General features: G+C 70.0%; 11 protein-coding genes. 4 read left to right on the top strand and 7 right to left on the bottom strand.

Translation table 11 applies throughout. The features are described 5' to 3' along the window. Window positions 1-260: 260 nt before the first annotated feature. A complete protein-coding gene (locus IAE56_RS18510; protein WP_200753536.1) occupies window positions 261-1,901 on the bottom strand; it encodes an acyl-CoA dehydrogenase family protein in 1,641 nt (546 codons plus the stop codon). A gap of 113 nt (window positions 1,902-2,014) precedes the next feature. Between IAE56_RS18510 and IAE56_RS18505 the strand changes: the two genes are divergently transcribed. Genes IAE56_RS18505 through pdeM form a run of 4 tightly spaced genes read left to right on the top strand, consistent with a single transcriptional unit; the run spans window position 2,015 to window position 7,701 of the window. Continuing rightward, complete coding sequence (locus IAE56_RS18505; protein ID WP_200753535.1) at window positions 2,015-3,013, top strand: ligase-associated DNA damage response exonuclease; 999 nt, start codon at window positions 2,015-2,017, stop codon at window positions 3,011-3,013. Continuing rightward, window positions 3,010-4,617: an ATP-dependent DNA ligase gene (locus IAE56_RS18500; protein WP_200753534.1), complete on the top strand. Its 1,608-nt coding sequence runs from the start codon at window positions 3,010-3,012 to the stop codon at window positions 4,615-4,617. The genes IAE56_RS18505 and IAE56_RS18500 overlap by 4 nt, the downstream gene beginning before the upstream one ends. Next, window positions 4,614-7,073 carry a ligase-associated DNA damage response DEXH box helicase gene (locus tag IAE56_RS18495; RefSeq protein ID WP_200753533.1) on the top strand — a complete coding sequence of 820 codons (2,460 nt, stop codon included), beginning with the start codon at window positions 4,614-4,616 and terminating at the stop codon, window positions 7,071-7,073. Before IAE56_RS18500 ends, IAE56_RS18495 begins: the two co-directional genes overlap by 4 nt. Continuing rightward, on the top strand, window positions 7,063-7,701 hold the full coding sequence (gene pdeM / locus IAE56_RS18490; protein ID WP_200753532.1) for a ligase-associated DNA damage response endonuclease PdeM: 639 nt from the start codon (window positions 7,063-7,065) through the stop codon (window positions 7,699-7,701). The genes IAE56_RS18495 and pdeM overlap by 11 nt, the downstream gene beginning before the upstream one ends. Window positions 7,702-7,731: 30 nt before the next feature. Here the strand turns inward: pdeM and IAE56_RS18485 are convergent, their stop codons facing one another. The 6 genes from IAE56_RS18485 to nagZ all read right to left on the bottom strand — a co-directional run bounded on the left by IAE56_RS18485 (window position 7,732) and on the right by nagZ (window position 12,223). Next, on the bottom strand, window positions 7,732-8,001 hold the full coding sequence (locus IAE56_RS18485; protein ID WP_200753531.1) for a hypothetical protein: 270 nt from the start codon (window positions 7,999-8,001) through the stop codon (window positions 7,732-7,734). Between the two features lie 177 nt (window positions 8,002-8,178). Beyond that, complete coding sequence (locus IAE56_RS18480; protein ID WP_200753530.1) at window positions 8,179-9,447, bottom strand: NAD(P)/FAD-dependent oxidoreductase; 1,269 nt, start codon at window positions 9,445-9,447, stop codon at window positions 8,179-8,181. An 82-nt stretch (window positions 9,448-9,529) separates the two neighbouring features. Further along, a complete protein-coding gene (locus tag IAE56_RS18475) occupies window positions 9,530-9,736 on the bottom strand; it encodes a cold-shock protein (protein ID WP_005410590.1) in 207 nt (68 codons plus the stop codon). An 87-nt stretch (window positions 9,737-9,823) separates the two neighbouring features. Beyond that, on the bottom strand, window positions 9,824-10,570 hold the full coding sequence (locus IAE56_RS18470) for an S-methyl-5'-thioinosine phosphorylase (protein WP_079222739.1): 747 nt from the start codon (window positions 10,568-10,570) through the stop codon (window positions 9,824-9,826). Between the two features lie 91 nt (window positions 10,571-10,661). Continuing rightward, window positions 10,662-11,216: a hypoxanthine-guanine phosphoribosyltransferase gene (locus tag IAE56_RS18465; RefSeq protein ID WP_079222740.1), complete on the bottom strand. Its 555-nt coding sequence runs from the start codon at window positions 11,214-11,216 to the stop codon at window positions 10,662-10,664. Continuing rightward, entirely contained in the window at window positions 11,216-12,223 is a 1,008-nt protein-coding gene (nagZ, locus tag IAE56_RS18460) for a beta-N-acetylhexosaminidase (RefSeq protein WP_200753529.1), read from the bottom strand. Before nagZ ends, IAE56_RS18465 begins: the two co-directional genes overlap by 1 nt. Between the last annotated feature and the right edge of the window lie 199 nt (window positions 12,224-12,422).

The following is a 12,422-nucleotide window of genomic DNA, read 5'->3' as shown; positions in this document are numbered from 1 at the left end:
CCCCGCGCCAACCCCCAACCCGCACCCCGCGGGCCTGGCCGCGGGCTTTTCTGCTTCTGCTCTTCCGTTGATTCCGTGGTGGACGCGCCCGGAATCCGTCCAGGGCCGCGCGGGTGGGTTGCGCAGGGGCGTAAGCGCCATGGATGGCGCGCTCGAGCCTACAAGGACGTATTCACGGCGTCCCCTGCGCAACCCACCCGCGCGGCCCCAAGCGATCCAGATGCCGCACGACCACCACGAGGGGCTCAGCCGTTGGCCGCCTACTGCGGCAGTGCCCGCGCCATCATCGCCCCCACATCCACCCCCGCCGGCAGCGTCCCGAACGCCAACCCGTGCTCGCCCTGCAGCCGGCTGCGCACGAACACCCCGGCCATCGGGCTGCGCGCCCGCAGCAGCAGCGCCGCCTGCAGCAGCAGCACCGTGCGCTCGCAGAACAACCGTGCCTGTGACTCATCCGGCGCCGGTGCCGACGCCCAGCGCTGCAGTGCCGCCGCATAACCATTGTCGCGATCGGCCACCGCTTCCAGCTCCGCACGCAGCGCCTGCATCGCCTCCGGCTCGCGCCCCAGCGCGCGCAGCACGTCCAGGCACTGCACGTTGCCGCTGCCTTCCCAGATCGAATTCAACGGCGCCTGCCGGTACAGCCGCGGCAGCATCGACTCCTCCACGTAGCCGGCACCACCCAGGCATTCCTGCGCCTCGTTGACGAACGCGGCCGCGCGCTTGCACACCCAGTACTTGCCCAGTGCCGTGCCCAGCCGCGCCAGCGCGGCCTCCTGCGGATCGCTGCCGGCGCAGTCGACCGCGCGCGCGATGCGCATGGCCAGCACCGTCGCCGCTTCCGATTCCAGCGCCAAGTCTGCCAGCACGTTGGCCATCAGCGCGTGTTCCACCAGCGGCTTGCCGAACGTGCGGCGGTGGCGCGCGTGGTGCAGCGCCTGCGCCAGGGCCATGCGCATTTCCGCGGCCGCGCCAAGCATGCAGTCCAGCCGCGTCATCATCACCATGCCGATGATGGTGGCCACGCCCCTGCCCTCCTCGCCCACGCGCCACGCCTGCGCGCCGCAGAACTCCACTTCGCTGGACGCGTTGGACCAGTCACCCAGCTTGTCCTTCAGGCGCATCAGGTGGAAGGCATTGCGATCGCCATCGGCCAGCCGCCGCGGCATCAGCAGGCAGGTCAGCCCACCCGGCGCCTGCGCCAGCACCAGGAAGCCATCGGACATCGGTGCCGAGAAGAACCACTTGTGCCCGACCAGGCGGTAGCGTTCGCCATCGATGGGCTCGGCCCGCGTGCTGTTGGCGCGCACGTCCGAACCGCCCTGCTTTTCGGTCATGCCCATGCCCAGGGTGATGCCGGCCTTGTCGGCCACCGGCACGTCGCGTGCGTCGTACACGGGGGACGCCGCCTTGCGCGCCCACTCGGCCAGGTGCGGCTGCGTCTGCAGCACCGCCACCGCGGCATGGGTCATGGTCAGCGGGCAGCTGGTGCCGGCTTCCGCCTGGTGGTGCAGGTAGCTCAATGCCGCACGCGCGACGTGTACGCCGGGCTGTGGCTCATGCCACGACAGCCCGGACACGCCATGCTGTTTGGCCGCGTGCATCAACTGGTGGTACGCCGGGTGGAAGTCCACGGTATCGATGCGGTGGCCCTGCGCATCGTGCGTGCGCAGCCGTGGCCGGTCGCGGTTGGCATCGAAGCCCAGCTGGTAAAGCTGGTTGCCGGCCAGCCCGCCATATATCCCCAGCCGCGGCGCGAATGCGGCCGCGCCCTCGCGCTGCACCGCTTCCATCAGCGCCACGTCGTCGGTCCACAGCTGGCGGCCCGCAAACGGCGGCGGCTGGTTCAGCACCACGTGGGTTTCAAAGGGCGCGCTGCTGCTGAAGCTCGGTCCGTTCATCGGTTCCATCCTGCGGGCGAGAAGGCTGCTCGCCGATTGTGCAGCATCGTCCGGCAACCCCGCGTTCAGGCCGGTTCTCGCCCCGTGCACGAGCACCGCGCGACAGTGCAGGCATGGCAGTCAATGACGATCTGGTGGTACTTCGCCCCGAAGGGCTCTACTGCGCCGCGGGCGATTTCCACATCGACCCGTGGCGGCCGGTGCCGCGCGCGGTCATCACCCACGGCCACGGCGACCACGCCCGGCCCGGCATGGGCGAATACCACTGCAGCCCCGGCAGCGCGCCGATCCTGCGCTGGCGGCTGGGCGACGTACCGCTGCAGGTCCATGCCGAAGGCCAACCGTTCACCCTGGGCCGGGTGCAGGTGTCGCTGCATCCGGCAGGCCACGTGCTGGGTTCCTCGCAGGTGCGCATCGACGATGGTCGCCAGGTCTGGGTCGCCTCGGGCGACTACAAGCGCCAGCCCGATCCCACCTGCGCGCCGTTCGAAGTGGTGCCCTGCGATACCTTCATCACCGAAGCGACCTTCGCCCTGCCGATCTACCGCTGGCCCGATACCGCCGCGGTGGCCGCCGAGATCGTGGCGTGGCGCAGGGAATGCGCGCAGCGCGGTGAAGCGGCGGTGCTGCTCTGCTACTCGCTGGGCAAGGCGCAACGCGTGCTCGGCGAACTGCTGCCGCTGGATGACACGCCTGCGTGGCTGCACGGTGCGGTGGCCAACGGCGTTGCGGTGTACCGCGAGGCGGGCATCCCGATGCTGGAAACGCTGACCGTGGCCGAACAGGGGCGCCAGCCGGAGGCGGCCGGCAAGCTGATCATCGCCCCGCCCTCGGCCGCGGGCACACCCTGGCTGCGCCGTTTCGGCCGCCACCAGCTCGGCTTCGCCTCGGGCTGGATGCAGCTGCGCGGCAACCGCCGCCGGCGCAACGTCGATCGCGGTTTCGTGGTGTCCGACCATGCCGACTGGCCTGCCCTGCTGCAGACCATCGAACAGACCGGCGCGACCCGCGTGATCGCCACCCATGGCAACACCGATGCGCTGATTCCGTTCCTGCGCGAACGCGGCGTGGCCGCCGAAGCCTTCCGCACCGATTTCGGGAGCGAGGAATGAAGGCCTTCGCCGCGCTCTACCAGCGGCTGGACCGCAGCACGGCCACGCTGGACAAGCGCGCGGCGCTGGTCGACTACTTCGCCAACGCCGGCGCGCACGACGCGGCCTGGGCGCTGTTCCTGCTCAGTGGCGGCAAGGTCGGTGGCGCACGCCGCAAGATCGCTGCCAGCGGCGAACTGCGAGCGTGGGTGAGCGAGGAGTCGGGCCTGCCGGCGTGGCTGGTCGAGGACAGCTACGCACAGGTCGGCGACCTTGCCGAGACGCTGACCCTGCTGCTGGATGATCCGGCGCAGCGCGCAGCGGATCGCCCGCTGGCTGACTGGATCGAACAGCATCTGCTGGTCGTGGCCAACCAGCCCGAGGACGTGCGCCGCGCCGCCGTGGTGGCCGGCTGGCGGCAGCTGCCGGCCAGCGAACGCCTGGTGTTCAACAAGCTGCTGACCGGCGCGCTGCGCGTCGGCGTTTCGCAGCGGCTGGTGCAGCAGGCGCTGGCCGAATGGTCGGGCCTGGACATCGCCCGCATCGCCCAGCGCATGCTCGGTGAGTGGGTGCCCACGCCGGGCCTGCTGGCGCAGCTGTTGTCACCAGAGGAACTGCCGCTGGACCGCCAGCAGCCCTACCCGTTCTTCCTCGCCTCACCGCTGGAAGGCGAGCCGCAGGAACGCCTGGGCGCGATCGACGACTGGCTGCTGGAATGGAAGTGGGATGGCATCCGCCTGCAGCTGCTGCGCCGCCAAGGTGAAGTGGCGTTGTGGTCGCGCGGCGAGGAGCGGCTGGACGGACGCTTCCCCGAGATCGAACAGGCGGCAGCGGCGCTGCCCGATGGCTGCGTGATCGATGGCGAGCTGCTGGCCTGGGATGAGGCCGACGACGCGCCACGCGCATTCACCGCGCTGCAGACGCGCATCCAGCGCCGCAAGCCAGGTGCGACAACGCTGCGCAACACGCCGGTGCGCGTGCTCGCCTACGACCTGCTGGAACGCGATGGCCAGGACCTGCGCGAACTGCCGCTGCAGCAGCGGCGCGCACAACTGGCCGAACTGGTCGGCGCGCTCGGCGATGCACGTATCCAGCTGTCGCCCGATGTGCACGCCGACGATTGGGCGCATGCCGCGGACCTGCGCGAAGCATCGCGCGAGCGCGGTGTCGAAGGGCTGATGCTCAAGCGCCGTGATTCGATCTACCAGGCCGGGCGCCGCCGCGGCGATTGGTGGAAGTGGAAGGTCGACCCGCTGACCATCGACGCGGTGCTGCTGTATGCGCAGGCCGGCCACGGCAGGCGCAGCACGCTGTACACCGATTACACCTTCGGCGTCTGGGACGGCGACACCCTGGTGCCGGTGGCCAAGGCCTATTCCGGCCTGGACGACAAGGAGATCCTGGCGCTGGACCGCTGGATCCGCGCCAATACCCGCGAACGCTTCGGGCCGGTGCGCAGCGTGCGTGGCGAGCAGGTGTTCGAGCTCGGCTTCGAGGCGGTCAATCGCAGCGCGCGGCACAAGTCCGGCATCGCCGTGCGCTTCCCGCGCATCCTGCGCTGGCGCCAGGACAAGCCGGCCAGCGAAGCCGACCAGCTGGCGACCCTGCAGGCCCTGGCGCGATGAAGCGCAGCGATGCGCTGCAGCGGCTGCAGGCCTGGTTCGGCAGCCGTGGCTGGAAACCCCTGCCGTTCCAGCGCGCGATGTGGCGCCATTACCTGGCGGGCAGCTCGGGCCTGCTGCACACCCCGACCGGCAGCGGCAAGACGCTGGCCATGTTCGGCGGACCGCTGCTGCAGGCGATGATCGATCCGCTGCCGGCGCCGCCGCGGGCCAATGCGGTGCGCCCGCTGCAGGTGCTGTGGGTGACGCCGCTGCGGGCGCTGGCCAGCGACACTGCACGCGCCCTGCAGGCGCCGATCGAGGGCCTGGGTCTGGGCTGGAAGGTCGGCCTGCGCAGTGGCGACGCCAGCAGCCGCGACCGTCGCCTCGCACGCGAAGGCCGCATCGATGTGCTGGTGACCACGCCCGAGTCGTTGGCCCTGCTGCTCAGCTACCCCGACACGCTGGAGCGCATGCGCCAGCTGCGCTGCGTGGTGGTGGACGAGTGGCACGAACTGATGGGTAACAAGCGCGGCGTGCTGCTGCAGCTGAATCTCGCGCTGCTGCGCGATACGGCACCGGCGATGCAGCTGTGGGGCCTGTCGGCCACGCTGGGCAACCTGCCGCAGGCGCGCGACGTGCTGCTGCCCGGCATGCCCGACACGGTGCAGGTGGAAGGCGCACGACAGCGACCGGTGGCGATCAGCAGCCTGCTGCCCGCCAGCGGTGAGCGCTTCCCGTGGGCCGGGCATCTCGGCCTGGGCCAGCTGTCGCGCGTGCTCGATGCGCTGATGTCCGCGCGCAGCAGCCTGCTGTTCACCAACACGCGCGCGCAGGCCGAACTGTGGCACCAGGCGCTGGCGGCGGTCTGGCCGGAAGACGCGCAGACGCTGGCCCTGCACCACGGCTCGCTCGACGCGGGCCTGCGCCAGCAGGTGGAAGACGGCCTGCGCGCGGGCACGCTGCGCTGCGTGGTGGCCACCTCCAGCCTCGACCTCGGCGTGGACTTCCCCGAAGTGGACCAGGTGCTGCAGCTGGGCAGCCCGAAGGGCGTGGCGCGCCTGCGCCAGCGTGCGGGGCGCGCGCGACATCGGCCCGGGGCAAGCGGCAGCGTGCTGTGCGTGCCCACCCATGCCCTGGAGCTGGCCGAGTACGCCGCCGTGCGGCGCGCCCTGCGCGAAGGCATCACCGAACCGCGCACGCCGCCCACGCTGTCACTGGACGTGCTGGCCCAGCACGCGGTCAGCCGTGCGCTGGCCGGTGGCTTCAACGCCGATGCGCTGCTTGCGCAGGTACGACGCACGCATGCGTTCGCCGAGCTGCAGGACACGCAGTGGCAGGACGTGCTCGCGTTCATCGTGCAGGGTGGCCGCGCTTTGGCGCAGTACCCCGAGTACCACAAGGTCGTGCTGGACGAGGATGGCCGCTACCGCATGCATGATCGCCGCCAGGCACTGCGCCACCGGCTGTCGATCGGCACCATCAGCAGCGATGGCAGCGTGCGCGTGCAGTTCCTGCGCGGCGGTGGTCTCGGCGCGGTGGAGGAACAGTTCGCCAGCCGCCTGCGCCGCGGCGATCGCTTCCAGTTCGCCGGCCGCCTGCTGGAGCTGGTGCAGCTGCGCGACATGACCGCCTACGTGCGGCTGGCACGTGGCAGCGGCAGCGGCGTGGTGCCACGTTGGCAAGGCGGCCAGCTGCCGTTGTCGCTGGCCCTGGGGCGCGAGCTGGAAGCGGTGCTGTCCGGTGCCGACAACAGCGCCGAGGCGCGCTGGCTGGCGCCACTGCTTGGCCTGCAGGATGACCTGTCGGAACGACCCGCGCCTTCGCGGCTGCTGGTGGAAGACGTGCGCCGTCGCGAAGGGCAGTTCCTGTTCGTCTATCCCTTTGCGGGCCGCCACGTGCACGAGGCGCTGGCGGCACTGCTGTCGCTGCGCTGCACGCGCCTGCAGCGCAACAGCATCGGCTACGCGGTGAATGACCAGGGCCTGGTCCTCGCGCCGGCAGAGCCCATCGAACGCGATGCAGCGGCGTGGCAGGCACTGTTCGATCCTGCCGATCTGCTCGACGATCTGCGCGCGGCGGTGAACCTTGGCGAGCTGGCACGACGGCAGTTCCGTGGCATCGCCCGCGTCGCCGGCCTGCTGGTGCCGAGCCTGCCCGGCGGCATGCCGCGCTCGCTGCGCCAGCTGCAGGCCTCAGCGGGCCTGCTGTACGACGTGCTGCGCGAACACGACCCTGGCCACCTGCTGCTGACGCAGGCCGAACATGAGGTGCTCACCGATGCACTCGACCTGCCCGGCCTGCAGCAGGCCTTGCAGCACATCGCCACGCAGTCGGTGTCACTGCAGCGACCACCGACGCTGACACCGCTGGGTTTCCCGCTGTGGGCCGAGCGCCTGCGCGGGCAGTTCAGCAATGAAGACTGGCGCACCCGCGTGCAGCGCGCGGCACAGCAGCTGGAGCGCCGCCATGGCCACTGAATTGCCGGTGCAGCTGGGTGGCGAACCGATGTGCCTGCTCGGCGCGCGTGCGCTGTGGTGGCCGGCGCGCCAGGCGCTGCTGATCGCCGACCTGCACCTGGGCAAGGCCGATGTGTTCCGTCGCGCTGGCATCGCCCTGCCCAGCGGCGGTACTGACGGCGACCTGCAACGCCTGCAGGCGCTGGTGCAGCAGCAGGAGTGTCGCGAACTGTGGATCCTCGGCGACATCCTGCACGGGCCCGCGCATCGCGCGGCCTGGCATCGGCAATGGCTGGGCTGGCGCGAGCAACATGCCGCACTGGACGTACACGTGGTGCGCGGCAACCATGACCGGCAGCTGCCGCATGCAGCGCTGCAGGTACAGATCCACGACGACCTGCGGCTGGGACCGTTCCTGCTCTGCCACGAGCCGCGACAGGCTGACGATGCCCATGTGATCGCTGGCCACGTGCATCCACAGGTCGCCCTGCCGGCGCTGCGGCGGCGCTTTCCCGCGTTCTGGCTGCGCCAGGGGCAGACCGTGCTGCCGGCGTTCTCGGCATTCACCGCCGGCGTGGTGCCACCGCGGCGACGCGGCGAGCAATGGATCGCCTGCGTGGACAACCAACTGGTCGCGCTGCCCGTGTGATGACGACGGGCGGACGGACCTGCGCCGGGCTCAGGCCGGGCGCGCGAGCAGTTCCGGCATCATCCGGAAATCAGCTTTGCTGTCATCGCTGTGGCGGGGCAGTGCCTGGATGGCGACCAGCATTTCCCGCGCGCAGGTACGGATGCGCGCGTGGTGCGCTGGCGCCGAATGGCTGATCAGGCTGCCCACATGGAACTCGAACACATCTTCCAGGACGTCGGGCTGGTCCTCGTGCAGCATCTGCAGCAGACCCCTCAGCTTGCAGATTTCCGATTCCAGCTCATCGACCGCGAACAACATGGCATCCTCCTCGAATACTGCGGCGCATCCGGGCCGCAACAGGCCGCGACGGCAGTGCCGCCCGGCCACGCGCGATGTCTGATCACGGAAAGGAAAACGGGCGACGCGCCAATGGCGTGCTCCCCTCTTCTCGCATATCCGGGGTGATGTGTTCGTTAATTGCCGTGACGACGCGGTTCAGGCACGCAGCGGAATCGGGCTGATCGGCAGGCCTGCCGGGGCCTGTGCAAGCGCGTCGATGAAAGCCGGATCCAGCGCCATCGCCCCGAACCAGCCGTGCTGGGTGCCACTGAGCACGCGCAGCATGTGGCCACGCCCGCCGGGCATGCGTCCCATCGGGCCGAGCAGCACATCGCGCGCCTTGGCCCACACGTCGCGGTCGGACTGGAACAACGGGGTCAGCCAGCGGCTCCAGCGCTGGTAGACCGCCACGTGTGCGCGGCGCTGCGCCTGGTAGGCCAGCAGCGCCGCCTCGCCGCCACCGTGCGCGCGCAGTGCATCGCGCAGGGCCAGCGCGTCCAGCAGGGCCATGTTGACGCCCTGCCCCAGCTGCGGGCTCATCGCATGCGCGGCATCGCCGGCCAGCACCAGGCGGCCCTGGTGCCAGCGCTTCATCACCGCATCGCGGTAGACCGCACGGGCCAGCTGGCCGGCGTCCTGCAGGTGAGCGAAACGTGCACTGGCCTGTGGCCACAACGCGTGCAGCTCTTCCAGCCACGGCGCCATGCCATCGGCCTGCCAGCGCTCGAAATCAGCACGCGGCAGGCTCCAGAAGAAACTCAGGCGCGGCGTGCCGTCACCCGGGCGGGTGCCAACCGGCAGCAGGCCGATCATTTTGCGCGCGGCCACGTAGCGCTGGCGCAGCTCGCTCATGTGCGGCCAGTCTTCGGCCGGCAGCAGGCACCACAGCGCGCCCCACGGGTAGACCCGGTCCAGCGCGATGCCCTGCTCGACGCCGCCGCGCAGCGTGGACGCTGCACCATCGGCAGCCACCACCAGGTCGAACGGCCCGTGCTGGCGCCCCTCGCTGTCGCGCAGGCGCCCTTGTGCGGCATCGACCGACACGATGGTGGTGCCGACATGCAGCTGGCCGGCGCCGTCACGGGCCTGGTCCAGCAGCGAGAACAGCGCCCCGCGCTGCATGCCCAGGCCATGCAGGCGTGCATCCAGCCCGGCATAGCCCATGTCCATCACCGCGCGCTCGCACGGCGTATCGCCATACAACCGGTGCACCGGTGCCGCATGCGCGCGCACCTCGTCCAGCAGGCCCATCTGCCACAGCACCTGCAGGCCGCTGGGCTGCAGCAGGAAGCCGGCACCTACCGGGCCAGGCGTCGGCACCCGTTCGAAGATCTCCACCTCGTGGCCATCGCGGGTGAGCAGGATGGCCAATGCCTGGCCGGCGGTGCCGTAGCCGATCACGGCGATGCGCAGTCGTTCCGTCATGCCTGCATTGTGCCCGCCAGCCGATGCCGTGCGCAAAAAAAAACCCCGCCGTAGCGGGGTTTTCAACGCACTGTCGAGTGGATCACTCGGCCGGCGTGATGTTCGACGCCTGGGCACCCTTCGGGCCCTGGGTCACGTCATAAGTGACACGCTGGCCTTCCTGCAGGCTGCGGAAGCCCTTGGAGTTGATGGCGGAGAAGTGCGCGAACACGTCGGCGCTGCCATCCTCCGGCGAGATGAAGCCAAATCCCTTGGCGTCGTTGAACCACTTGACGGTACCGTTCGGCATGTTAATGCGAGACCTTTGCAATGAATGGGTGGTGTACGCTGAACCCGCGTACCGGCTGAGTATGCAAAGCTTGCCCGAGGATGACAATCACCCCCGCGCCAATTCGCCGACCAGTTCCGGAAGTCCGTTGCTGGCGGCCTGCACGTTGGCCAGCACTTCGGCCATGGTGATCTCCTCGCCGTCACCGCAGCCTGCGGCCCAGTTCGCCACGATCGCCAGGCAGGCGTAATCCAGCCCCAGCTCCCGTGCCAGCGCGGCTTCCGGCATGCCGGTCATGCCCACCAGGTCGCAGCCGTCACGGCGCATGCGGGCGATTTCGGCAATGGTTTCCAGGCGCGGGCCCTGGGTGGCGCCATAGCAGCCGCCATCGTGCACCTTCACGCCGGTCACCTTTGCCGCCGCCAGGATTTTGCTGCGCAGCATCGGCGTGTAGGGGTGGCCGAAGTCCACGTGCACCACGTCGGTGCCCTCTTCCTCGCAGATCGTGCTGATCCGGCCCCAGGTGTAATCGATGATCTGATCCGGGCAGGCCAGCACGCGCGGACCGAAATCGTCACCGATGCCGCCCACCGTGTTCAGCGCCAGCACCCGCTGCGCGCCGATCTGCTGCAGCGCAGCCAGGTTGGCGCGGTAGTTGATCTTGTGCGGCGGCAGCGAATGGCCCTCTCCATGGCGCGCCAGGAAGGCCACGCGGTTGCCGAGCAGCGTGCCCACGCGCACCGGGCCGGACGGACGGCCGAAACGGGTTTCGACCTCGTGCGTCTGCACGTCGTCGAGCTTGGCCAGGTTGTAGACACCGGTGCCGCCAATCACGGCCAGGGCGATCTGTTGCATGCAATGCACTCCAGGAAAAGACAAACGCCGGCACCCGAAGATGCCGGCGCGGGACAGGACAGGACAAGGACAGGCCGCGAACGGCCAGCCTTTATTCCTTCATCGCGTAGATGGCCGGCACGCAGCGCAGGGTTTCGTTGACGTCCATGCCGAAGCCGAAGACATAACGGTCAGGCAGTTCGATGCCGGCGTAGTCAGCGGTGACGTCCGGCAGGCCGCGGTCGTGCTTCTTCACGGTCATCGCCGCGATGCGCACGTCGGTGGCGCCCTGTTCCAGGCACCAGGTGCGCACGCCCTGCAGGGTGTAGCCCTCGTCGAGGATGTCGTCGACCAGCAGCACGCGGCGGCCGAACAGCGCGGTGGCCGGCTTGTGCTTCCACACCAGGTCGCCGCCGGTGGTTTCACCGCGGTAGCGGGTGGCGTGCAGGTAATCGAACTGCACGTCCTGGCCGCGCGCGCCCAGCTCCAGCGCCAGCTGGCCGGCGAACGGCAGCGCACCGTGCATGATGGACAGGAACAGCGGGACCTCGCCCTCGTAGTCGCGTGCGATCGCGTCGGCGATGCTGGCGATGGCCTTGTCGATGGTGGGACGGTCGACCAGCAGGTCGGCCTGGGCCAGGGCCTGGGAAATGGTGAGGTTCGGCATCAGACGGTTCTTCCAAGGGTGTGGAGCAAACGGGATTGGGTGTTGCCATGGCGGGCATCGGCCAGCAGGCCATCCCAGCCAAGCGCGCCGCGGCCAAGCAGGCCCAGCAGCGCAGCGGTATTGAGGGAGCGTCCCTGCACGGCGTGCAGGGCTTCATCGACCAGTTCGGGGTGGCAGACCAGCACCACGTCGCAGCCGGCGTCCAGGTGCGCGTGCACGCGGGCCGGCACGCCGCCGGCGCTGTGCGAGGCGGCCATGCCGATGTCATCGGAGAACACCACGCCACGGAAGCCGAGCTCGCCGCGCAGGATGTCCTGGATCCAGCGTGGCGAATAGCCGGCCGGTTCCGCCGCCACCTGCGGGTAGATCACGTGCGCCATCATCACCGCATCGGCACCGGCGGCGATGCCGGCACTGAACGGGACCAGGTCCTGCGCGCGCAGCTCATCCAGCCCGCGCGGGTCGATGGCGGTGTCGACGTGGGTGTCTTCCAGCACGGTGCCGTGGCCGGGGAAATGCTTGAGGGTGGCGGCCATGCCGGTGGCATGCATGCCACGCACGTAGGCCGCGGTGAACGCGGCCACCACCTGGGGGTCTTCGCTGAAGGCACGGTTGCCGATGGCGCGGTTGCCGCGGCCGAGGTCGACCACCGGGGCGAAGCTGAGGTCCAGGCCGCTGGCGCGCACTTCGCTGGCCATCAACCAGGCGTGCTGCTCGGCCATGGCCAGCGCCTGCTGCGGGTCGCTGGCGTACAGCGCGCCGATGTCCTGCAGCGGCGGCAGATCGCTGTAGCCCTCGCGGAAGCGCTGCACGCGGCCGCCTTCCTGGTCCACGCAGATCAGCTGCGGGCGCGGGGCGGCGGCGCGGATGGCCGCGCTAAGATCGGTCACCTGCTGGCGTGAGGCGAAGTTGCGCTTGAACAGCACCACCCCGGCCACGGCATCGTGCTGCAGCCAGTCGCGTTCCTGGGCGGTCAGTTCAGTGCCGGCAACGCCGATCAGCAGCATGTTCGATCTCCACTACGGGCGCCCGCATGGCGCAGTGCCGCATTGTCGCAGAACCGGCCGGCAGGCGCAGTGTTCGGGCGAAAGGAGACGCGGGTCAGAGCCCCTTCGGGGATCTGACCCGGGGGGGGGGGGCCCCCCGGGGGGGCGCCACTCCCCTTGCCCTGGTGGGTACCGACCGTTGGTCGGTACCGCGTCATGC

The sequence above is a fragment of the Stenotrophomonas sp. S41 genome (genome assembly GCF_016624625.1).
Lineage (GTDB): Bacteria > Pseudomonadota > Gammaproteobacteria > Xanthomonadales > Xanthomonadaceae > Stenotrophomonas.
The sequence above is the reverse complement of the archived record's forward strand: the minus strand, read 5'-3'. Positions and strand labels throughout refer to the sequence as shown.

What these genes read in the sequence shown, in the direction of transcription:
- IAE56_RS18485 (WP_200753531.1), bottom strand. Translation starts at nt 8,001, where the DNA reads ATGTTGTTCGCGGTCGATGAGCTGGAATCGGAAATCTGCAAGCTGAGG.
- IAE56_RS18480 (WP_200753530.1), bottom strand. Translation starts at nt 9,447, where the DNA reads ATGACGGAACGACTGCGCATCGCCGTGATCGGCTACGGCACCGCCGGC.
- pdeM (WP_200753532.1), top strand. Translation starts at nt 7,063, where the DNA reads ATGGCCACTGAATTGCCGGTGCAGCTGGGTGGCGAACCGATGTGCCTG.
- IAE56_RS18505 (WP_200753535.1), top strand. Translation starts at nt 2,015, where the DNA reads ATGGCAGTCAATGACGATCTGGTGGTACTTCGCCCCGAAGGGCTCTAC.
- nagZ (WP_200753529.1), bottom strand. Translation starts at nt 12,223, where the DNA reads ATGCTGCTGATCGGCGTTGCCGGCACTGAACTGACCGCCCAGGAACGC.
- IAE56_RS18470 (WP_079222739.1), bottom strand. Translation starts at nt 10,570, where the DNA reads ATGCAACAGATCGCCCTGGCCGTGATTGGCGGCACCGGTGTCTACAAC.
- IAE56_RS18465 (WP_079222740.1), bottom strand. Translation starts at nt 11,216, where the DNA reads ATGCCGAACCTCACCATTTCCCAGGCCCTGGCCCAGGCCGACCTGCTG.
- IAE56_RS18495 (WP_200753533.1), top strand. Translation starts at nt 4,614, where the DNA reads ATGAAGCGCAGCGATGCGCTGCAGCGGCTGCAGGCCTGGTTCGGCAGC.
- IAE56_RS18475 (WP_005410590.1), bottom strand. Translation starts at nt 9,736, where the DNA reads ATGCCGAACGGTACCGTCAAGTGGTTCAACGACGCCAAGGGATTTGGC.
- IAE56_RS18500 (WP_200753534.1), top strand. Translation starts at nt 3,010, where the DNA reads ATGAAGGCCTTCGCCGCGCTCTACCAGCGGCTGGACCGCAGCACGGCC.
- IAE56_RS18510 (WP_200753536.1), bottom strand. Translation starts at nt 1,901, where the DNA reads ATGAACGGACCGAGCTTCAGCAGCAGCGCGCCCTTTGAAACCCACGTG.